Origin of the sequence: Photobacterium lutimaris, from assembly GCF_003025555.1 — a bacterium.
GTDB lineage: Bacteria > Pseudomonadota > Gammaproteobacteria > Enterobacterales > Vibrionaceae > Photobacterium > Photobacterium lutimaris.
In genome coordinates, this window is sequence record NZ_PYMH01000005.1 from 18,516 (window position 1) to 41,389 (window position 22,874).

The following is a 22,874-nucleotide window of genomic DNA, read 5'->3' on the forward strand; positions in this document are numbered from 1 at the left end:
TGCGATTAACAGGGCCAAATTAATTACGACAGTTGTTACGACAGTTGTTACGACAGTTGTTACGACAGCAGTTTGAAATTACGAATCGCTTCTTCCTTCACAAAAGGCATGGCCTTTTGCATAAAGTAAATCCGGTCAAATTTCTCAGGCTCTTCATTCATGAAATCACGCAGGTTATTGCCCAGCGCTTGGCGCAAACAGGTACCGATATTGAATTTCGATACACGGGTACGCTTGAGGACTTCCATGTCTTCATCGCGGATACCACTGGTTCCGTGGATCACCAGCGGTATATCGACCATGTTGGCGATCTTGTCCAAGCGGCCAAAATCAATGGTACATGTTGGTTCCGTCAAACGGTGTACGTTGCCGACCGACACAGCGACACAATCTGCACCGCTTTCTGTAGCGAAGCGCGCCGCTTCTTCGGCTTCGGTGTAGATAGATTTGATGTGGTCACGGCCTTCATCATAAGGTACCGAACCAATCTCACCTTCTACCGACGCCCCCAGTGCATGGGCAACATCGGCCACCGCGCGAGTACGGGCAATGTTCTCTTCAAGCGATAGCTGAGAACCATCAAACATCACCGAGCTAAAACCCGCCTTCAATGCCTTGAAGACGATCTCTTCTTCGTAGGTATGATCCAAGTGCAGACACACTGGCACCGAACTGTTTTTTGCCAATGGCAGCAACATTGCCGCGGCGGTTTCTACCCCGTAAAAATCGGCCACATCTTTGTTGCAAGCCAAGATCACTGGCTTGTTTACCACTTCGGCCGCTTCAACCACCGCGCGGGCATCTTCGTAGCCAAACACGTTAAAGCAAGGTACGGCGTAATCGGAGGCCGCAGCCTCAGGCAAAAGATCTTTTAAATTGACGAGCATATCGGTAAGCCTCCGGTCTTATTTGAACTTGGCGATCATGTCCTTGATGCCAGGGATCGTCTCAACTTGGTATTCATGGTGTGGGTCAAAGTGCTGAATGAGTGACTTTTCAGTTTTACCAACGATGATGGTGAAGTAGTACATTTCATAACCCGGTGCTGCAACGCTAGGATGATAGCCTTTGTCGATGGCAATCACAGAGCCGGTACGCACGTGGTAAACCGGGCCAAAGTCATCTTCGTGCTCATACAGGAACTGGGCACCGAAGCCAAAATCTGGATTAAAGCGGAACTGGTACACTTCTTCGTACAGTGTCTCTTTGCTACCGTCAGGCTTAACGCGATCTTCATCATGCTTGTGAGGAGGAAAACCAGACCAGCCACCCGCACCAACGGTGAACAACTCACTGACCAGCAAACGACCACGTTTATCGGCATTGGATTGGCCCAGTACGTGCTTGATCTTACGGTGGGTTTTGGTGTCATCCGAGCCGTACTGCACCATATCGACTTCATCTTGGCGGCTGCAGAAAGGTTCAAGCGACTGTTCGAACTTACCACCGGCAATCATCACATCAGCATTGTCGCTGACACACTCGATTTCTGCAGTGTAGCCAACCGGCACGTAAACCGATTCTGGGTTACCTTCCCACACAGATTTGCGCTGACCGATGTTGTCGAAGACGTCTGTTCTCTCGCCGTTGGTTACCTTGATTGAACAAGTACCGCCAGCCAATACGATCACTGACTCGTAGCCTTCCACGACATGCTGGTGTTGCTCGCCCTGTGATAGGCGTACTTGGTTGAAATAACACAGTGGCGTGACTTCATCGTTCGCATCAATGATTGGTTGATTTTTGTTATCAAACGGCGGGATATGCTTACCCATGACTCTCTCTCCTCACTGCCTGATCAACCTTGCTCATTAATCAGTACAGCCTTGTAATTATGGTGTTCTAATATTTAGGGAATAAAAAAGCCGGGTCTCGATGGTGTGTACCGACAAGAGACTGAATAACCTGTGCGGTCCTGACCCGGCTGACCAAAATGCCCTTTGGCTTAACGCGAATAGCGACAGTTAAAGGCTTTGTTCTCTGGTCTCAATAAAATCGAATAGCTGTTCTTTGGTCGGCATCGCTTCGGTACAGCTGTTGCCGCTAACATTAATCGCTGCAGCTGCTGAGCCATGCTTAACACCGTCTTCCAGCTCGCCACCATTAACCAGCGTCCAAATCAAACCGCCGGCAAATGAATCGCCAGAGCCGAATGGCTTCTGCACGTCTACACGGAAGATGCCCTGCTGGAATCTATGGCCGTCGCGGCAGTACACTTTCGAACCGAACTCACCGGCTTTGATCACCACCACTTGGGTGTTGGCGCGAAGGAAACGCTCTGCGGTTGCATCGTCGTCCTTATTGCCCGGCGCCAACACAGTTTCCATCATGTCGAATTCTTCGCGGTTACCGATCACAATGTCCGATAGGCCTGCGGCGATGCCGTAGTAGATAGAGGCATCGACATCGGTACGCCATGAATAAGGGCGGTAGTCGACATCCAATACCACTACTGTATTGCTGCGGCGTGCATGCTCCATCGCGATAAGCGTTGCTTCACGGCTCGGGCTTTCAGAAAGCGCGGTACCCGTTACCACCAAGACTTTCGAACTGGCGATGTACGCTGGGTCGACCTGCTCTGGCTTGATGGTCAAGTCAGAGGCTTTGTTACGGTAAATCAATACCGTACAGTCGCTTGGCTTCATCTCGGTAAACGCAACCGAAGTGCGCGAGCCGGAGTTGTCTGTCATCATGCCGTCAAGGTTGATCCCCTGACCTGACATGTACTGCTTCACATAGCCGCCGAATGCATCATCAGCGACACAACCGATAAACCCGACCTTGCCACCAAGTTTACTCACCGCGACTGCGATGTTGGCTGCCGAGCCACCGACGAATTTGTTGAAGCCTGAAATATCAGCCATGTCCGTGTGTGATTCACGGGCGTATAAATCTACGCCCGCACGTCCCAACACGATGGCATCCAGCTTACGGTCTTGCTGAAGTGCAATCTTTGTCATGGTCCGTTCCTATTACTCGTAATCTACCCAAGCCGCATTTTGATCGGCTGACTCAACACATTTCTCACACAGGCGTACACCTTCAATACCGGCATCGATACCCGGGAACCAGATACCCGCTAGCTCAGCTTGGTCGTCGCGATCTGCCGCATCGAATGCCAGCGCAAAGCGGTGGTATAGGTTTGCCCAAGACTCGAAGTAACCTTCTGCGTGACCGCCACCAACACGGTTTGATGCCACACCCGGTGCATCTTGGTGTAGATAACCCATGCCACGCTCAAGAACGCGTGATGGCTCACCCTGAACTTCAAAGTGAAGTTGGTTTGGTTGCTCATCCCACCATTCGATAGACGCTTTAGAGCCGACGATGCGGATTTTCTGCTGGTGCATAGAGCCCGAGTTCACTGCTGATGCCCAAAGGGTACCGACTGCGCCACCTTTGAATTCCATCATTACATGCGCATTATCTTCTAGTGGAGTACGCGACTTGATGAAGCTCTGACGCATGCAAGATAGACGGTCAACTTCAAGGCCAGTCATGACTTCGCATAGGTAGAATGCGTGAGTACCGATATCACCCAGTACGTAAGTTGGGCCAGAAACCTCTGGGCTTACACGCCACTTCAAGCCTGGATCGTTCAGTTCGTACTCTTCGTTGTGGAAGCCGTGGGCAAACTGCATGTTGATAACGCGGATGTCACCTAGGTCGCCACGCTGAACCATTTCACGCGCCTGCTGAACCATTGGGAAACCGCTGTAGCCGTACATTACGCCGATAACACGGTTGTTTTTCGCTGCAATTTCTTTCAGCTCTTCTGCTTCTTCAGTCGTGAAAGTGATTGGCTTTTCGCAGACTACGTGTAGGTTCGCTTCTAGCGCTGCTTTACAGATTGCATAGTGCGTTGAGTTTGGTGTGGCGATAGACACAGCCTGGATACCGTCTTCACGCTGTGCTTCTTGCTCGAACATCTCTTGGTAGTTGGCGTAGCAACGGTCACCTTCAAGGCCCAGGTTTTCACCAAAATCGCGGCAGCGTGCAGGATCTAGGTCGAAAGCACCGGCAACCAATTTGAACAGACCATCACGCTGTGCTGCGTTGCGGTGTGAGTAACCGATCTGGCTACCACGGCCACCACCTACCATTGCCCAGCGGATTGGTTGGTCAAAATGACGTTCTTCATTAAACATGGTTCACTCCTTGGCTGGTATCACGACCTCCTTAAGCTTTATGTAGCTAGGCTGTCTGTGATACCTGCGGATAAATTATTGGAAATATTAAAGTTTAAAAGTTCGGAATTCGTTATCGCTTAGACGCTATGGTCTTGAAAGCCTCAGCCCTATACACCGCGACGCTATACTCCACGTCTCTGGGCAGTTCGGCCTTCTTCCCAGTCAGCGACTTTCTTCGCCGTCTCTTCGTTGCGAGTCACTTCAGGTAGCCCTACTTCCCACCAACAGTCACACTTAGACCATGCCGCAGGGGATACAGGGTCGATATCAACCACAATCACATAAGTGCGGTCCGCTTCTTTCGCGCGGGCAAAGGCAGCGTCAAACTCGTCAATAGAGGTCAGTTTCTCGGAAATTGCACCTTGTGCTTCTGCGTGCTTAGCGAAATCGACGCGAGCCAGTTCGCCATCTGGGCGGCGGCAGTCTTCAAGTAGGTTGTTGAATGACTCGTTACCGGTGTTGTTTTGTAGTTTGTTGATCACCGCGAAGCCGCCGTTGTCACACACCACCACAATCATCTTGTGGCCAGTCAGAACTGAAGAGTAGATATCTGAGTTCTGGATAAGGTATGAACCATCACCCACCAGCACGACTACATCGTTGTCTGGGTTAGCCACTTTCGCGCCCCAGCCACCGGCAATTTCGTAGCCCATGCACGAGTAACCGAAGTCGATGTCGAACTTACCAATCTGGTAGTTCTGCCAGTTCATCGAAAGCTCAGCCGGTAGACCACCTGCAGCTGTCAGTACGGTATCGCCTTTTTCCATCGACTTGTTCAGCTTGCCGATCACTTCCGCGTATGAAGACATACCTGGTAGCAAGTCGCCTTCTTGTGGGTGGGTACGGCGATGAACCAGTGCTTTCCACTCATCGGCTTCTGCTTTGGCTTTGTCAGACCACTCATCACCTGAACGCCAGTCTCCTAGTAGAGCCGATAGCTTAGTCATCGATGTCTTCGCATCGCCCAGTACTGGGTATGACATGTGTTTAATCGCATCAAACTTAGCGACGTTGATACTGACCAGCTTCATCTCTGGATTCTTGAATACTGTCCAAGAGCCTGTGGTGAAATCTTGCAAACGCGTACCGATAGCCAGTACCACATCCGCTTCGTTAGCCATGTGATTAGCAGAATCTGAACCAGTTACACCGATTGGGCCTGCGTTCAATGGGTTGTCTTGTAGCATTGTGGCACGACCGGCAATGGTCTCGACCACAGGAATATTGTGCTTGCCTGCGAAGGCTGCCAGCTCGTCAGTGGCAAGCGAGTAGTGAACACCACCACCAGAGATGATCAGCGGTTTCTTCGCCTTTAGCAGGATCTCTTTCGCTTCTTCCAGAACAATCATTTCAGGCTCTGGGCGGCGGATACGATGCGTCTTTTCAGCAAAGAAGACTTCAGGGAAGTCGTAAGCAACACCTTGGATGTCTTGCGGCAAACCGAGGAATACCGGCCCACAGGTTGCAGGGTCTAACATAGTATCGAGTGCTTGCGGCAATGTGTGCATTAGCTGAGATGGCGATAGCACGCGGTCCCAGTAGCGCGTTAGCGGCTTGAATGCGTCATTTGAAGTCACAGACGGATCTTCGAAGTTCTCCGGCTGTTGTAAAACGGGGTCTGGCAGACGGCTAACATAAGCATCACCCGCAATAAGTAGCAGAGGCAGACGGTTCGTATGCGCGATACCGGCAGCAGTCACCATGTTGGTTGCCCCAGGGCCAATTGAGCTGGTTGCAATACCAATACGGCGACGCTGATTAGCCTTCGCGTATGCAATGGCCGCTGTTGCCATCGACTGTTCATTCTGACCGCGCCAGGTTGGGATTTTATCTTCAATATTCTTTAGCTGCTGACCAAAGCACGTCACATTACCGTGACCAAAAATCGCAAAGGCCGTACCGAAAAGTTGTTCTTTCTTTCCATCAATTTCAATCATTTGTGCTGCAAGGTATTTAGCAAGCGCTTCAGCAACAGTCAGGCGTACAGTATTCATTGTCTTCCTCGATATTCAGTACCCGATGGGGTATCCCTACCCCGGCCCCACCTCCCAATTGGTGCAGCCGGGGATACTTTAGGGGGCTAATACCCCCAGGGGTTCTTTGTTACAGGCCGTACTTGTTCGCGTAGCCATTGATGTTTTCAAAGGCAGTTTTCGCGAAAGTCAGTGGGTGGGCTTTGGCAGGATCCTGCTCGGCTTCAACCAGTAGCCAACCTTTGTAGTCACGCTCTTTCAGTGCAGCGAATACGTCGTCATAATCAACGTCGCCAGTGCCAGGAACGGTAAATACACCATCAAGAACTGCGTTAAGGAATGATTTGTCTGCATCACGAGCGGCCTTCATAACCTCTAGACGTAGATCTTTAAAGTGCATGTGACCGATGCGGTGGCCCCAGCGCTTGATCATGGTGACAGGGTTGCCGCCACCGTATGTGATGTGACCGGTGTCTAGTGTTAGGTGAACAGCATCGCCAGTTAGCTCCATCATGATGTTGATGTCGTCTTCTGTTTCACAGATAGTGCCCACGTGGTGGTGGAAAGACAGCTTGATGTCATGCTCGTTGAGTAGGTACTCAGAAACGGTTGTTAGTTTCTCACAGTACGTTTTCCACTCATCCATAGTCAGGATCACGCGCTGAGAAAGTGGCGTGTTGATGTCGCCGTGAACCGTGTTGCTCACCTCACCAAATACCATCGCTTTACAGCCAGCCGCTTTCAGCAACTTGATGTGCTCTTGCATTGCTGCGATTTCTTCGTCTGCGGTTAGCGTCATCAGGTTGCCGCTGTACCAGCCAGAAGCGAGAACCAGGCCGTGTTTTTCTAGAAGAGGAATAAGTACTTCTGGCTCACGTGGGTATTTAGTCCCTAGCTCAGTACCGGTAAAGCCTGCTTCTGCCATCTCACTCAAACATGTTTCCAATGGGATCTCACCACCCAATTCTGGCATATCATCGTTAGTCCAAGTCAGTGGGCTGATTCCGTATTGCACATTGCTCATGTTTGTTCTCCAACAATAACTTAAATAAAAAATATAACGTGATGAGGTGATTAGCTTGCTCTCTGGATTATGCTTTTTTGATATCCAAGTAAAGAACTTCGCTCTCTTCACCGTTCGCTTAACTTGGGAATCACTATAACTAAAAAAATCAAAATGAAAAATATTTTTCGATCACTAAAAAGCATTTCACTTTTTCGATAAAAATAGAAAAAACCCAGCAACCACGCGGCCTGAGACGATTTTTTGAGCAAGATCACAAACCAATAAAACCCATTAATAACAATATGTTAGCTCAAATATAAATTTTGAAAAATATTTTTCTTAATTTGATCAAGATATCATTTACGAATAAAAGATCACTTTGGGTATAGCCGGGAGCAGATGATGTCCATATGATAAAACCATCACCTTATGAAAAATTATTTTCAAAGCAACATATAACTACTACAGATAAAAGGGTGAAATAAAACAGCCGATACCTATACCCTACAGTAATAAGCGTATCGGACCGCTACCCAGCTCGTGCTTATTCGATGGTTGAGTGAGAGAAGGGAAAAAAATCAAGGAGCAACACATGTCACCCACAACCGCGGCCGAGGCCCGAAAACATAACTTTGCTTACATAATTAGAATTTGTTGTATCGCAGCCCTAGGGGGTATTTTATTAGGTTACGACACTGCTGTTATTTCCGGCGCCATCGGCCCCATCCGTGAACACTTTGGGCTAACCTCTGCACAAACCGGTTGGGCCGTATCAAGTGTTGTTTTAGGTAGTATTATTGGTGCCGTCAGCGCTGGTTGGTCCGCTCTTAAATATGGCCGTCGTAAAACCCTCTTCATGGCAGCCATCCTCTTCATGATTTCCGCCATCGGCTCGGCACTGGCCACCACCTTTACTTTCTATGTCATGCTTCGCATCGTTGGTGGTATCGCGGTCGGCTTAGCCTGTGTCGTTTCACCAATGTACATGTCTGAAGTGGCGCCGAAAGACTTCCGAGGCCGTGCCGTCAGTATGTTCCAACAATCTGCTGTTATCGGTCAGACAGGGGTGTTCTACGTTAACTACCTGATTGCCAAAGGCATGAGTGAAGCCTGGTTGGTTGATATGGGCTGGCGCTGGATGCTGGGCTCAGAAGTGCTTCCTGCCGCACTATTTGCTGGTCTACTGTTCCTTATCCCTGAATCACCACGCTGGCTGGTACTAAAAGGTAAAGTTGCCGAAGCCAAAGATACCCTGTCGCGTATTTCAAATCCTAAGCATGCTGATCAGTTGATCGGCGAGATCCAAGCATCACTGGCAGATTCAAACGCACCAGGCAAGAAGCAAGTCAGCCTGCGTTCACCCCTTCTGTTTGCTATCTTGGTGATCGGTACCTTCGTGGCTGCCGCCCAGCAGCTAACCGGTATCAACGTGATTATGTACTACACGCCGGAAATCCTAAGACCGATTACCGGTAGTACTGAAAACGCCCTATTCCAGACCACCTTCGTCGGTATTGTCTTCATCCTAGGTAACGCGCTAGGTATGTACCTCATCGATAAAGTCGGTCGTTTGCCACTGATGAAATACGGCACCTTCGGCTGTGCGGTGGGTATGACGGTTGTTGGTTATGTACTTTACACTGGCACTGAAGGCTACGCGGCATTGTTCGCACTGTGTCTATACGTTGTTTCTTACGCGACATCGTGGGGTTGTGCATGCTGGACCATGATTTCGGAAATCTTCCCGAACAGCATCCGCTCCCGTGCAATGTCTATTGCGGTGGGTGCACAGTGGTTCACTGGTTTCATCGTCACCCAGTCGTTCCCGATGCTGAATGACAATGCCTTCCTGAGAGAGCATTTCAACGGTGCATTCAGCTTCTGGTTGTTCGCCATCCTGTCACTGATTTGTATGTTTGTTGTGGTCAAGTTCGTTCCAGAAACCAAAGGTGTCAGCCTAGAGAAAATGGAAGAAGTGATGGCCAAGAAACTTGGCAAGAAAGTACCTGCTCCAGCTGCTACTGAAGCGCAAGCAAACGCTTAATCCATATTCTTCACCCAATTCCAACTGCTCCACATTTGGACTAACAAACAGGCTTACCTCGGTAAGCCTGTTTTTTTTATGTCTACACCTGTGCACGCAAATATTGCCCCCCTGCCAAGCGTCGACACTAGCTTTGCAGCATTACCTGAATATCCGGCGCTTTGTTCAAACACGCTTTCACCAGCTCCGACAGCTGAGGTGCTAATCCCTGCTGACCCCAAGTCGCAGCCACGGCTACCGGTTTGGCAGTGGTCACCACAGCCAATGGACTCGCCTCACCCAAACCCCACTCCCTGTCCTAAGGCCACTATCTCGCGGGCCTTGAACTCGACGATAAAAGCGCTAATCTGACTTGATATATAAAATGGGATAAAGTAATAGCAAGATAGCTTATCTTGAATATCATCAATTCCATTTAGGATGGAATATAAAAAAACATATCAAGCTTATACCTATTAATACCAATCATCACCACTCCAAGATTAAATAATTAACAGTCAACAAATAAAATCATTTTATAGATTTAATGCGAAGCATCTCCACAAAGATTTGTCACACAATGATTAATAGAAAGAAATATCTTAGACTTGCTCTGTAAAAAAGCCAACTTATAATTACTTCAATTGATATTTACTATTTTCATAGATATGTTATAAAAAGTTTATTTTGTAATTAAACACTAGGTGATAGAAAATATTGAACGGGCTAGTTTTAGGATACATATACATTTTTTTGTATTGCATACTTTCAGTCACCAAAGATATTGTATTAGAGGATGGGTTAAAAACATCAAATACCTTTGATTATCTTTTAATTGTTTTCACATGCGTTGCTTTATTTTATATAATTAATGATAAAATAATATCTACAGAAAAAAATAAGAAAACAAAAAACTATTTCAAAGACAATATATGGCTAAATATAGTAACGGTTGGAAACTGGTTAGGGCTATTCTATTCATTGAAGTTTTTTAGCGCTCCTGTTGTATCAGCATTATATGCGGGACTAATCCCATTAACCACGCTAATCGTAAATAAACGACTAAGACCAAAAAGCAAGTTATCAAAAGGTGATTACATCGCAACTATCTCACTATTTTTATGTGCTGTTTTTTGGTCCGGATATAATATAGAAAAACTTCAAGAAACATCAATATTTACTGGCTTAACAATTATACTTATATCGTCATTATCAATATCTTCCACAACGGTATTCTCAAAGAGATTGGCTGAAAATGGTTGTACCGCCGTTAAAATAATGGCACATAGATTTTATATCCTAATATTCTTTTCAGCCATATTTTCTTCTCCACCACCAGTAGTAATAGATATTTTCATTGATAACTTAACATTACTCGCATTCGTCATTGGATTTGGGACGATACTTAGCTTATGGCTATTTCAAATTGGTGTTAATATTTGTGAGCCAATTATAACTCACGTGATAATATCAACCTGTCCAATCATTAGCCTCATCATATACTTCTTTTATAATAGTGATATTTCAATACCTAAAGACACAATATTTTTTTCATCTTCAGTTGTTATAATTGCAATTATTTATGGTATTTTCGATTACTATAAAAATAGTCAAAAATTGAGAAATTAATAATATGAAAAACATCAATAGCAAAAGGCCATGGATCATTGTCGATGGCTATTCCAGTGGCAGTTTATATGTTGATTTATTAAATAAAATCGGTGTTGTCACATATCACGTACAAAGCAGCCGTATCATTCCCGATTTTTATCTTAAGACATTTGACAAAAGCAAGTACGAAGAAAACTTTATCTATGAAAGTGACTTAAATACGTTATTAGATGAGCTTAAAGTGCTTGAACCAGCGGTAATCATTGCTGGCTGTGAACCCGGCGTAAAGCTTGCCGATCAACTATCCGAGCACCTTGGAACACCGTCGAATGGAACAAAGTACAGTCAAGCACGAAGAGATAAATATGAAATGGTGCAATCGCTTGTTAAGCATGGGGTCAAAGCCGCACAAACGTATCGAGTCAGCTCATATCAAGCACTGGCTGATGCTATTGAAGTAATAGGTTTTCCTGTCGTCATCAAGCCTACAGCGAGTGCTGGCTCTGATGGCGTCTATATTTGCATGTCCGAGAATGAAGCTCAAAAGGCATTCGATGATGTTTACCTTAAAGAAGATCGTCTTGGCAAAACGAATGATGACGTTATTGTACAAGAGCTACTAAATGGCAAACAGTATATTGTTAATACCGTCAGTTATGATGGCAAGCATTATGCTGTTGAAATATGGATAGATCATAGAATTGATACTGGGTCAGAATACATTTACGACCATGAAAAGCTCATACATAATATTACTGAATTAGAACAAAGCATTGTCAATTACACTTTTGATGTATTAGATGCATTGAATATCAATTATGGTCCTTGTCATGTCGAGCTTATGGTTAATGACGGTATACCAACCTTGATAGAAGTTGGTTCGAGACCAGCGGGAGGGATCAATCATGAAACCATGTTCAAGGCACAAGGGTTTTCACACGTCAGTGCTGCGATAGATTGCTACCTCAACCCAAAAGAACCATCATTCACAAAATACAAGGTAAATCAAAAAGAAGTACTTGCCGTTGCGCTTATAAGCAACAGCGAGGGTTATTTAAAGCAGCTAAATGGTGTTAGTAAAATCCACGCTTTACCTTCATTTGATTATTTGACAGGGCTACCAGCTCTTGGAAGTTATGTTCCTGTTACAAAAGATATATTTTCACAGCCCGGACTATTAATGCTCTCACATGAATCTGAAGAGCAAATAACTAAAGATCTTAAAACGTTTAGAGAGCTAGAAAAAGACCTTTTTATTATGGACTAAATTAAAAATATCCATCTCAGAAACAATACTTATCAATACAGGCAAAATGGACTTCGTTATGGAAACAGTAAATTACTATACAGCAAAGGATTCAAATGGTGAGAGTATTTATGATGTCTGGGAGCGTGGTGGCGCGTTAGGTAATTCGATAACACCTTCAACCTATGATGAGAAATATCGTAACTGGATGCTTAATCTCATTTTAAATAGAAGTAAAATAACCAACAGATTGAAGATACTTAGTTTAGGGTGTGGAAATGCTTCAATAGAAGAGCTTTTAGTAAAAGCGGGGCATCAAGTCACTGCTTTCGACATCAATGAAGAAGCTGTCCAGTACGCAAAATCTAAAGGTGTGGATGCCATGGTTTGCAATTTAAACGAATGGGATCCAATAAAGGAATCCTATGATCTCGTATACTGTGATGGAATACTCGGTCATTTACTTGATCCAATCAATGGATTTGAAACCCTCTTCAATAAAATATTAACCAGCCTAAAGTTCGGCGGTATGGTAATGATATCCAATGATGCCAGTGAACTATCTCAGGACATTCAAATACATCCCGATCTTCCTTCTTTTTATTGGTTTTCAGATTCCTATTTAAAAAATCAATTAGAGGGTTCTAACTTCACAGGCATAGAAACGCTATCTTATTTATACAACCGCCCTCTAACAGGTAAAAAAAATCGTTTAATTGCTCTTGGTTATAAAAAATGACTATGAACTCAGAATGCAAAGTTAATGAAATTTACAATAAGTCGTCTACTGGACAACAAGTAAGTAATGAAGAAATCAAAACTATTGAAAACATTATACGAGACTTAGATAATGGTTTGATTCAAGTCGTAGAAAGGGTCGATAATGAATGGAAAACGAATGTATGGATAAAAAAAGCCATTCTCCTATATTTTAAATCAAGAAAAATTGACAACATTGAGTTACCTCCCTTTACTTATAGAGACTGTATACCTCTAAAAAACATCGAAGGTAATAACAACTCAAGAATTGTTCCAGGCGCAATTGTTCGCTATGGTAGTTTTTTAGAAAATAAAACTGTCGCCATGCCTTCATTTATCAATATTGGAGCCTATGTCTCTGAAGGAACAATGGTAGATACATGGGCAACAGTGGGATCATGTGCTTATATAGGTAAAAATGTTCACTTATCCGGAGGTGTGGGTATTGGCGGAGTACTTGAACCTATTTCTAATAATCCTGTGATAATTGAAGACAATTGTTTTATTGGGTCTCGATCAATTATTGTTGAAGGTGTCCGAGTCGGTCAAGGCTCCGTCATTGGTGCGGGCGTTACCCTAACGGCTTCGACACCGATTATCGATGTCACCGGAACAGAGGAAAAAAAATACAAAGGAATCGTTCCTCCTCATAGTATCGTTATTCCAGGAAGTCGGAATAAATCATTTCCAGCAGGTGAGTACCAAGTGCCCTGTGCTTTAATTATTGGTTCAAGAAATAATTCTACCAATCAAAAGGTCACATTAGATCAAACCTTTAGAAGATAAATTAGCATGCATAGCAATATTAACCACGATAGGTTATATCACTCAAAAAATTTATTTGACCAAGCAAACAATTATTTACCAGGCGGAATTACCCGAGATGTCGTAAATATTGAGCCTTTTCCGGTGTACGTAACAAAATCTGATGGTGCTAAATGCTGGGATATCGATGGAAATGAATATGTTGACTTAGTACTAGGAAATGGTTCTATTCTTCTAGGCCATAATAATAACCTCGTTACCCGCGCTATTTGTGAACAAGCTCCACTGGGATTACATTCAGGCTTGTGTAACCCTTTAGAAGTATCGCTTTCTAAGAAAGTATGTCAGTTAGTTCCTTGTGCAGAATTAGTACGTTTTACCATGACAGGCTCAGAGGCAACCCACCTAGCTGTCAGGCTTGCAAGATCTTACACTGGCCGAGATAAGTACATCAGGTTTACAGGCCATTTTCATGGCTGGCATGATAGTTTAGCTATAGGCAGCATCACTGGCAGTTCTAGGCCTGACTCTGTCGGGATCCCGTCAGGCACATATGACTTAGCACATGTCTGCCGTCCCAACAGTATTGAAGATATTACAGCCATAAATACAAATGAAATTTCATGTATTATTTTAGAACCCAGCGGCGGTAAGGCAGGCCTAGAGTTATTCGACATAGAGTTTCTTCAATTTCTTAGAGAATACTGTGACAAGCATGACATAGTACTGATCTTTGATGAAATTGTGACTGGATTTCGTTGGTCGCCCGGAGGGGCGCAATCGCTACTTGGTGTTACACCCGATTTAACAACGCTTGGCAAGGTGTTGGGCGGAGGTCTTCCTTGCGCGGCAGTATGTGGAAAGAGAAAGCTTATGCGTCAGCTTTCTTTCCTCGACAGCCCTCACGAGACAAGAGTCCATCACGGAGGTACATTCAACGGCAACCCGCTGGCGGCTGCTTCAGGGCTCGCGGCACTTGAACAACTAGAGGATGGGATAGCAATCAGCCAAGTCAACGCCTATACAAACCGGTTGATAGAAGAACTTTCGACTATATGGCAAAGACTCGAAGTGCCAGGATCAGTTTATGGTCAAGCGAGTGTCTTTCACTGCACATTTGATCATATCAATAGCTTAAGAAGTCATCGTAATTTACAACTAACAAATCACTTCCAAAGATTGTTATTACAAAATGGTATTTTAATGAGGAAAACAACAGGGATGCTATCTTGCTCTCACAACGAAAAAGAGATGAAACTTATCCTTGAGGCCGCGGAAAAATCATTAATAACAATGAAAAAAAATGGACTTTTTTGACAGAGGAATATGACATGTGTGGTTTATACCTTTCCATTGCTGATAATCTCATTATCTCCGATGAATTCAACAGCTTTAGTAAGTTAAAACATCGAGGCCCGGATAACAGCTTATTCAAATTCGGAACACTAAATGAATTTACCAAAGTAAAAAACGTTGCTTATGGATTTCATCGTCTATCTATTAATGATCTGCACCCTAAAGGTGATCAACCTTTTTATAGTCATGATGGCTCATTTGTAATTGTTAATGGTGAGATTTACAATTACGAAAAAATCGTCAATACGCACTTAAGTAATTTTAAATTCCAGTCAACTTCCGATTGTGAAGTTATCCTTCCTCTGTATAAAAAGTATGATTTAGATTTTATCAACTTACTTGAGGGGGAGTTTTCTTTAATCATATACGACGCATCAAAAAATAAATTTGTTATCGCAAGAGATTCTGTCGGTGTGCGTCCACTATATTACAGTTATGATAAGGATGTGGGTTTTTTAACTGTTGCATCGGAATTAAAAGCCATAACAACAAGCCATGTTAAGCACTTCCCTCCTGGTCATATTGCGACTCTTAATCGTCATTTTACGCTTGATATTGATAAATACTATGATCCAAACTCAATAAGAAAGAAAGATTGTGCCACGTCAACTGAAGAACTAGCGAAGGCTGTCAGAGGCTCCCTTCACAATGCCGTCAAAACTCGTCTAAAGAGTGATGTTCCTGTTGGGTGTCTGCTGTCTGGAGGTCTCGACTCGAGTGGCGTTGCTGCACTAGCAGCATCAATGTCAGAGACTCCACTCAAAACCTTCACATTAAAAATTGATGGCCTGCCCAACGATGACATTAAATATGCTAAAATTGTCGCTGAAAAAATTGGTTCTGAGCATCACGAAATAAGTACTAGCCTGCCCGAAATATATGGCCTTATTGACCATGTCATCAAAGTATCTGAAACTTACAACTATGAAATGGTTCCTAATCTTGTCCTAATTTACTTAGTTGCTCAATACGTCGCCCACAATACCGATGTCAAGGTATTACTTGATGGCACGGGTCCCGATGAAATGCTTGGTGGGTACTGGTTTTTTAAAGATGCACCTTCAGTCAAAGAGTTTGATGAGGAAACATTCAAGCAGTTATCTGAAATGCACCGGACAGAGTTACTTGGTGAGAGGGTGATATCACACTTCGGCCTTGAAGTTAGGTACCCTTATCTTGATCGAAAAGTACAACAGGAGCTACTGTCTACTCCTGCAAATTTCAAACATTATACTGATAACCACTTGGAAAAATTTATTCTTCGAAAAGCACTGACATCAGATTTACCAGCTGAAATCATATCTAGGAAGAAACTAGGAATGACACATGGGGCAGGTGAAAAATTCGAAAATATTTTTGACCAAGAAATACGAAAAAGACTAGGTAATAGTGAAGTACTAAATTGCCTTTCACATGATCGCATCGTCGGCACAGAAAACTACTATCAAAATATCTTTTTTGGTGAATATCCCAATGCAAAAGATGTCGAGTGTGGGGTAACTCCTGCGTGGTGGCGTTCAGAAGACCCACTTGCCATCTGGCGTTAAGCCTCCTCTATTAGTTAAAGTAAAATAAAAGCTAGCAGTACATTGCTGGCTTTTATACTTAAACAACGAGCAAGGCCCTGGCTGTTTTCTTTGAGCAACGGGTACCTTTTTGATGCCGAGGGTCACCGGCAGAATAAAGCCATTGAATGCCCCAACCTCGCCCATGACGACACTCATTCCCCCTCGTAATCCCTCAGGTAATTGGCGGGCAATAAGTTAATTTCATTATTTCGCCACTAATCAAAATAAAACGCCACCAAAAGGCAAAAACCTCCATCAAACTCAGTGGAAAATGTCAGTTCTGTGAGCTAAAACGAATCATAGCTGATAGTGCCATCAAAAAGTGATACCTAGACCTTACCGACTCTGAACCGGATATGACATGATGTTTTCAAGTTATATAGCTTTATGAGCTTAAAAGGAGAAACGTATGGGATTTATTATTTTTTCACTCGCCACTCTTATCTCTGGAGCAGCTGGCTTCATCCACTATAGTTTCAGCAACGCGAACTAAACGAGTTTGCGCCTAATAAAACCGGGATGGTAGATAACCATTAACCTCAACGAATACAAAAAGCCGCAGCAATGACATTGCTGGGGCTTTCCTCGCTAAGCAGTAAACTCACGGATGCGGATTGAGAAACCCGTCAAACTTTTCGACAAAAGACATGACATAAAATTTTATTTTTCATAACCTTAGATCAGGAATCTCAAGCAAGCGCTGGCCGCAAAACCTACCGGTATTGTGGTCATGGGCCACCCTGGCGACCGCCTGCTGCTTGTTCCGCTCTATTGTTTTTGCAAGATAAAGAGCTGATAACCGAACTGCTCGAAGCCCTGATGATAGATATCCAATTCGGTCTGGATATCTTTAATCGCTTGCGATCCTGCCATTGTTTTTTTCAATCCATTGACCCGCTGCTGGAGCGGTTCGAAATACGCCAGCCAAGCCTCATCACTTAGAGTAAAACTCTCGATAACATCATAACCTGCCGTCTGCGCTTGCTTGATCCGCTCATCAGCCGTGGTCATATCTGGGTATTCTGCCTGCCAATAGGCCTTTTTTTCTGCACTTGGTGTATCGGTATGCCACACTAAATCACTGAGCACCAATACGCCTTTCTCTTTTAGCAACGGACGCCACTGTTTGAAAGCTTTGTTCACTCCCATAATATAGGCACAGCCCTCGGCCCAGATAACATCAAAGCTGGCATCGTCAAATGGCAAGTCAGTCATACTGGCACACTGCGTAATAACCTTTTCTGCTACACCGGCTTCAGCGGCTCTCTCTGCAAGCCTTGCCAGCGCGCCTTGATGGTTATCGACCGCGGTGATCTCTGCCGCTGACTGACGGGCCAGTACTGTGGTCGCAATACCTTGCCCACAGCCAATCTCCAATATTGTCTGCGGCACCGATGGCAACATGTTGAATGCCTTGATAGTTTCAGCTTCAGATCCCGGCCCCCAGCGATCCAGGCCTTCAAAAATCGTATTGAAGTCTTCCATATATTGCTCGTGTGTATTCATGTCTTTTGATAACCACTTCAGTCTCAGGGCCTGCTTCTCATCAAAGCCCTGTTTCATTAACCAATCTAAATGCGCATCAGGGGCGGTTTGCTCCAACGACTGATGCCATGCCGTCATATCCGATTCACCCAGCATCGCAGCCAGCAGATCCCGAGACTGCTGTTTTTGAGCAATCTCTTTATCAAGAAGCTGCATGCGGTCAAGCAGCAGTTGGCGATCGATCTTCGCCTCCAGACACGCTTGGCACTCCTTGAGGGTCAGCCCACCGGCCTGCAGCTGCTGCAACAAGCGCAGCCGCTGTAGATCCCGCTCGCTATAACTGCGGTAACCATTGTCGAGCCGCTTACCGGTAATCAAGCCCAGCTTCTCGTAATACAACAAGGTAGAACGCGATAGCCCCACTTGCTCTGCTAATTCTGAAATTCGATACATGACGCAGCCCTCTGCACTGAAGTGATAACCTTAAACTATAAAGCCTTAGACAGGTCAATAACACTTATACAGAAAACCTCTGCGTCGCGCCACCAAGCAACGGCAACTGATTTATCCAATATTATGTGCATCATAAAAATGGCGTACACTCGAAGCCGCTAAGAAGGAAACTAACTCTGTATTAGCTATTCAATATGTTCATTTCGGTATAAAAAACCTGAAAATAGACGTTATTACATTATCGTTAAAATAATGGCACCTATTAAGCCCTAACCAACTAATGCAAAGAAGGAAACAGGCTAATCTAGGTGCCTAGGTTTATTAAATTATAATCCCCAACCAATATGGGCTAACTTTTAAAAAAGCCATGAGAAAATTAATCTAGCTATCTAGAACCATACTTCCCCTTGAATACCGAATCTTACTTCTCCGTTTGAACCTGTATATAGTGATTCATCCTTACGGTTATTTGCAGCATCATTCCATCCGAATGCAGAAACAAAGGTCCTTATCTGCGGGCGAGCATCGTAGTCAAAGGCATCTAGTGTAAACGTCGGCGCAACAGTCAACTTATATTCCAAGGCATTTCTATCAAGATCGCTTGAATCTTTTCCTTTTGAGTAATGATCATAGGTAATACCGGTTTCAATTTGAATGGAGAAGTTTTGGTTTACTTTATAGATAGGTCTGACAACAGCAGATAACGTTGTTTTATCATCATCGCTGTTATCCCGCACATCATGCTGTACATAGAACGCAGGAAGAATTGACCATGAACTTAATTCCATTCCACCTTGAGTAAGGAATCTCACCGAGTAATCACTGTCGGTATTATCCATGTTAGTTTGAATTAAGCCCAGACCAGTTCCGGCCCCTAAACCATAGCCGGTTTGAAACGTGTATGACGAAACACCTTCACCCAGGCCATAAAAATCAGACGCCTTGTATACACCGTTAAGCTGTATACCCGATGTTGGCAGTGAATCACCATTGTCATGCTTTAACTTACCATTTCCTTTTGCATACATGGCCAATGCTTCAATCTTCCATTGATCAAAGGAATAACCAACATAGAGGTTTTGAATATTACCTCGTCCATCGGTAATATTGGCCTCATCAGCATTGAATTGATCATTATCACGCACAAGGTAAGCAAGTTCTAATCCATGGGCAAACGCATTTTTTACACCACCACCCGAGCCTGAATAATCAATATAAAAGAAATCCGTAATACCAACATCACTTCTGTTGAAATAACGTTTCCCCCCCCAGAACACCATATCGCCATACTCTGGTAGACCACCTAATTCAACATATAACTGCTGAACACCATAGTCTTTACCCGATACTCCAGTAGAATTATAATTAACATTATCCCAGTTAGCCATCATGAAATTAACTTCAGCCCAGGCTCCTGAATTATGACTCATACGATCGTAAAAATTTATTTCCCAATAATTATCCGGTTCATTACCCAATCGGCCAAGCTGGTTTTTAGCTATACTTTCAGTCGCTGTATATCCCTTATCATTAATATTTGAACCCGCTCTAATATAACCAAAGAAACCTAAGTCATGCTCCATCTCAGCCACAGAAAAAGGCTGATTTTCTAAGGTATATATATTCCTTTCATCATCTCCATGTTTTTCTTCATTAAAATGTTCAGCTAAAGCAGGCACAGAAGAAAATGCCACTAGCATGGCAAGGTATTTTATTTTCATGATTTTCTCGCATTGGAATAGGCCTTGCACCGTTAAGTGCAAGGCAATGTTCATTTACATTTATAGGTGATGCTTATTTCTTATAGTTTCACACTGTGACGTTTGCCGGTATATTCAAATACGGCATCAGGAGCTCGGTCAAGATCCATCCCACCGTCAGGTGAATTGGACAGATAAACCTTACAGGTCCTTGACTCTAGCTGTCCTTTAAATGAGCCGATAATATCACTCACCGTCAATTCACCGTTTTTATCATCCCAAGAGAATACTATCTCTGTATATTCCTTATCCTCGTATTGGTAACCATCACCCGAATCTTCATAAAGCGTAAATGTTGCGTTATCTCCGGTATAAATGCGCAACTCTAGATCATCAAGCGGCTTTTCATCGTGATATTGTACATAAGGGCCGAATGGAATAATGCTTCCCGCTTTGACAAACAGCGGCAAATGTTCGATGGGACAGTCTTCAATAATGGTTTGCGAGCCAGTATAGAACTCGCCTGTCCAGAAGTTCCACCAACCTTGAGATTCTGGTAAGTAGACTTCACGTTTAGGCTCCACAAGCACTTCACCAAACGCAACACCCTTCGGTGGCCGTGTATACAGTGACATCTTTGACGGACCAGAAGTATGTAAGAACTCTAGTACAACACGCTTGCTGGTATTGGCCGTAAAATCGAGCTTGCAGATCCGCTCGTATTCCGCTCCTTCTTCCCATGAGTCAATGATGATCTCACCATCAACAAACAGGCGAGTGCCGTTAGTGCATCGAACACAGATCTCGTATTCGCCATCTTGCCCTACCGTCAAATCAGTCGTCCAACGGATCGTGTAGTCAACGTTGCGGACACCTTCAGGTGCAGCACCACTCCAGTTATAGTCAACTTGGGTATGCACTTGTGAATTCTTCAACGTTTCAAAGTTAGTGCCGTCAAAAAACTCAACCAGTAAACCAGGTTGGCCATCCGGAGTGGTCATTTGCTTGGTTTCGACAGGCATCCAGTCACAAACCGGTTGGTGGGTTACCGGTTTTGTCATCGGTGCAACAAGCAATGATTGACCAAACATAAACTGGTCGTCAATATCATGAGCCGTTGTATCTTTACGGAAATCGAATGGCAGCGCACGCATCATCGTCGAACCATTATTGGTCACGCTCCATGCTTCAGAATAGATATACGGCAATAAGCGATAGCGTAAATTCAGATACTGTTCAATCGTATCGTAAGCCCAGTCCCCCGGCTCACCAAACTGCCACACTTCACGAGGCGTGCCTGTTCCGTGAGAGCGGAAAATTGGACAGAATGCGCCATATTGGAACCAACGTACATAAAGTTCACGGTATGCATTATCTTTGCAGCCATCAGGGAAGTTAGCCCCAAAGCCACTGGTGAAAAATCCGCCAATATCAGTAGCCCAATAGGGTAAACCTGAAGCACAATAATTCAAGCCAGCCGGGATCTGTTCACGCAGCACTTGCCATGAAGACGATATATCCCCAGACCATGCCGCACCGCCATAATGCTGCTGGCCGGCATAACTTGAACGCGACAAAATAAAGACACGCTTATCGTTACGCTCTTTCCGCAAGCGTTCATACAAACCTTTCACATGAACCAGCGAATACGCATTGGCAACTTCGCGCCATGGGCCTGCAGCGGTATCCTTTTGCAAATATGCCGCTTCCAAGCTCTCTTCTTCCGTCCAAATAGAAGAGATCAGCTCAGGCTCGGTGCCATCGGTCCACATATAGAACGCACCTTGGTCAACCAATCCTGCTTTAAGGTGCTTCCAGTAAATATCTTGAGCTTCCTGACTATACGGGTCGTAGAATCGACCGTTCGACCAGTGCGGGCAGTCAAACAGATGACCGTGATCATCAAGCTCATCCGAAAGCGGGCAATTATCGCCAATTACAGGCCAGATAGAGAACATCAGATTGATGTTCTGTTTGTTTTCCATATCGGTGATCATACCCGCTAAATCAGGGAAAACCGCTTCATCAACCAGCATGCTAGACCATGGGTTTTCTCCCCAATATTTCCAATCCTGAACAAGATTATCGATCGGCAATTTACGTGCTCTGAACTCACTGGCTACCGCTTCTACTTCGTTACGGTCACAGTATCTTTCTTTTGACTGCCAATAGCCGTATGCCGAACGGGCAAATAACGGCGCATCGCCAGTCAAAAGGCGGTAACCATGAATGATCTGATCCCACTCAGGACCACAGATCACATAATAACTGATCCCTTGGCCACCATCGGAGGAAAATGAAATGCGCTCTTGCTCACTTTCAAAATGCGTAACAGAAGAGCTATCCCACAAGATCCCCCACCCATCAGCTGACATAATAAAAGGAACAGAAATACGCTTGTTGCTCTGACACATTCGTACTTTTTGATTACGCCAGTTATAAACACCTTCTGGGTGTTGCCCCAAACCGAACAAAGGTGATGTATCAGCAGAAACAAAGACCTGGCTCACGGCTGAATGGGCTTGCGCTGTAATTTCACTTAAGAAAGGTGCGTGGCCATCAACAGAAAATGTTAATTGGTTATTATCCTGCTGAACGGTAATACGCCGTTCTTCACTCTCGTAAGTATTTTGCTCTTTAACGAACAGGCTTTCAGTAGGCACTCCGCGGCTAACATGAATGATATTAGGTGCAATGTATCTATAAGTTGGTGTCATCGATATAGACATACAAATATCT

At 44.5% G+C, this 22,874-nt stretch carries 17 protein-coding genes; 7 read left to right on the top strand and 10 right to left on the bottom strand.

The annotated features are described in order from the left end of the window. Positions 1-59: 59 nt before the first annotated feature. The 6 genes from C9I99_RS12110 to iolE all read right to left on the bottom strand — a co-directional run bounded on the left by C9I99_RS12110 (position 60) and on the right by iolE (position 7,187). A complete protein-coding gene (locus C9I99_RS12110) occupies positions 60-887 on the bottom strand; it encodes a class II fructose-bisphosphate aldolase (protein ID WP_107349149.1) in 828 nt (275 codons plus the stop codon). Positions 888-905: 18 nt separating this feature from the next. Then, a complete protein-coding gene (locus tag C9I99_RS12115) occupies positions 906-1,775 on the bottom strand; it encodes a 5-deoxy-glucuronate isomerase (RefSeq protein WP_107349150.1) in 870 nt (289 codons plus the stop codon). A gap of 189 nt (positions 1,776-1,964) precedes the next feature. After that, a complete protein-coding gene (gene iolC / locus C9I99_RS12120; protein ID WP_107349151.1) occupies positions 1,965-2,960 on the bottom strand; it encodes a 5-dehydro-2-deoxygluconokinase in 996 nt (331 codons plus the stop codon). 12 nt (positions 2,961-2,972) lie between these two features. Continuing rightward, positions 2,973-4,148 carry a Gfo/Idh/MocA family protein gene (locus C9I99_RS12125; protein WP_107349152.1) on the bottom strand — a complete coding sequence of 392 codons (1,176 nt, stop codon included), beginning with the start codon at positions 4,146-4,148 and terminating at the stop codon, positions 2,973-2,975. A 164-nt stretch (positions 4,149-4,312) separates the two neighbouring features. Continuing rightward, positions 4,313-6,184 (bottom strand): 3D-(3,5/4)-trihydroxycyclohexane-1,2-dione acylhydrolase (decyclizing), encoded by a 1,872-nt coding sequence (gene iolD / locus C9I99_RS12130; protein ID WP_107349153.1) that lies wholly within the window; start codon positions 6,182-6,184, stop codon positions 4,313-4,315. Between the two features lie 109 nt (positions 6,185-6,293). Next, positions 6,294-7,187 carry a myo-inosose-2 dehydratase gene (gene iolE / locus C9I99_RS12135; protein ID WP_107349154.1) on the bottom strand — a complete coding sequence of 298 codons (894 nt, stop codon included), beginning with the start codon at positions 7,185-7,187 and terminating at the stop codon, positions 6,294-6,296. A 574-nt stretch (positions 7,188-7,761) separates the two neighbouring features. Between iolE and C9I99_RS12140 the strand changes: the two genes are divergently transcribed. Continuing rightward, entirely contained in the window at positions 7,762-9,213 is a 1,452-nt protein-coding gene (locus tag C9I99_RS12140; RefSeq protein ID WP_107349155.1) for a sugar porter family MFS transporter, read from the top strand. 127 nt (positions 9,214-9,340) lie between these two features. Here the strand turns inward: C9I99_RS12140 and C9I99_RS27205 are convergent, their stop codons facing one another. After that, the gene (locus C9I99_RS27205) at positions 9,341-9,496 is read right to left on the bottom strand and encodes a hypothetical protein (RefSeq protein ID WP_166645469.1); all 156 of its coding nucleotides are present in this window, start codon (positions 9,494-9,496) and stop codon (positions 9,341-9,343) included. Between the two features lie 413 nt (positions 9,497-9,909). Here C9I99_RS27205 and C9I99_RS12145 point away from each other — a divergent pair, with 413 nt between their 5' ends. Genes C9I99_RS12145 through asnB form a run of 6 tightly spaced genes read left to right on the top strand, consistent with a single transcriptional unit; the run spans position 9,910 to position 16,476 of the window. After that, positions 9,910-10,821 (top strand): hypothetical protein, encoded by a 912-nt coding sequence (locus tag C9I99_RS12145; RefSeq protein WP_107349156.1) that lies wholly within the window; start codon positions 9,910-9,912, stop codon positions 10,819-10,821. Positions 10,822-10,825: 4 nt separating this feature from the next. Further along, a complete protein-coding gene (locus C9I99_RS12150; protein ID WP_107349157.1) occupies positions 10,826-12,070 on the top strand; it encodes an ATP-grasp domain-containing protein in 1,245 nt (414 codons plus the stop codon). A 58-nt stretch (positions 12,071-12,128) separates the two neighbouring features. Next, a complete protein-coding gene (locus C9I99_RS12155) occupies positions 12,129-12,788 on the top strand; it encodes a class I SAM-dependent methyltransferase (protein WP_166645468.1) in 660 nt (219 codons plus the stop codon). Then, on the top strand, positions 12,785-13,594 hold the full coding sequence (locus C9I99_RS12160) for a 2,3,4,5-tetrahydropyridine-2,6-dicarboxylate N-succinyltransferase (protein ID WP_166645467.1): 810 nt from the start codon (positions 12,785-12,787) through the stop codon (positions 13,592-13,594). The genes C9I99_RS12155 and C9I99_RS12160 overlap by 4 nt, the downstream gene beginning before the upstream one ends. Positions 13,595-13,600: 6 nt before the next feature. Continuing rightward, the gene (locus tag C9I99_RS12165) at positions 13,601-14,890 is read left to right on the top strand and encodes an aspartate aminotransferase family protein (protein ID WP_107349159.1); all 1,290 of its coding nucleotides are present in this window, start codon (positions 13,601-13,603) and stop codon (positions 14,888-14,890) included. Between the two features lie 14 nt (positions 14,891-14,904). Further along, positions 14,905-16,476 (top strand): asparagine synthase (glutamine-hydrolyzing), encoded by a 1,572-nt coding sequence (asnB, locus tag C9I99_RS12170; RefSeq protein ID WP_107349160.1) that lies wholly within the window; start codon positions 14,905-14,907, stop codon positions 16,474-16,476. 789 nt (positions 16,477-17,265) lie between these two features. Here asnB and C9I99_RS12175 read toward each other — a convergent pair. The 3 genes from C9I99_RS12175 to C9I99_RS12185 all read right to left on the bottom strand — a co-directional run bounded on the left by C9I99_RS12175 (position 17,266) and on the right by C9I99_RS12185 (position 22,864). Continuing rightward, positions 17,266-18,435, bottom strand: a complete 1,170-nt coding sequence (locus C9I99_RS12175) for a MerR family transcriptional regulator (protein WP_107349161.1) — start codon at positions 18,433-18,435, stop codon at positions 17,266-17,268. Between the two features lie 389 nt (positions 18,436-18,824). Next, positions 18,825-20,156: a carbohydrate porin gene (locus C9I99_RS12180; protein ID WP_166645466.1), complete on the bottom strand. Its 1,332-nt coding sequence runs from the start codon at positions 20,154-20,156 to the stop codon at positions 18,825-18,827. Positions 20,157-20,236: 80 nt separating this feature from the next. Then, positions 20,237-22,864 carry a TIM-barrel domain-containing protein gene (locus tag C9I99_RS12185; protein ID WP_107349163.1) on the bottom strand — a complete coding sequence of 876 codons (2,628 nt, stop codon included), beginning with the start codon at positions 22,862-22,864 and terminating at the stop codon, positions 20,237-20,239. Positions 22,865-22,874 lie beyond the last annotated feature (10 nt).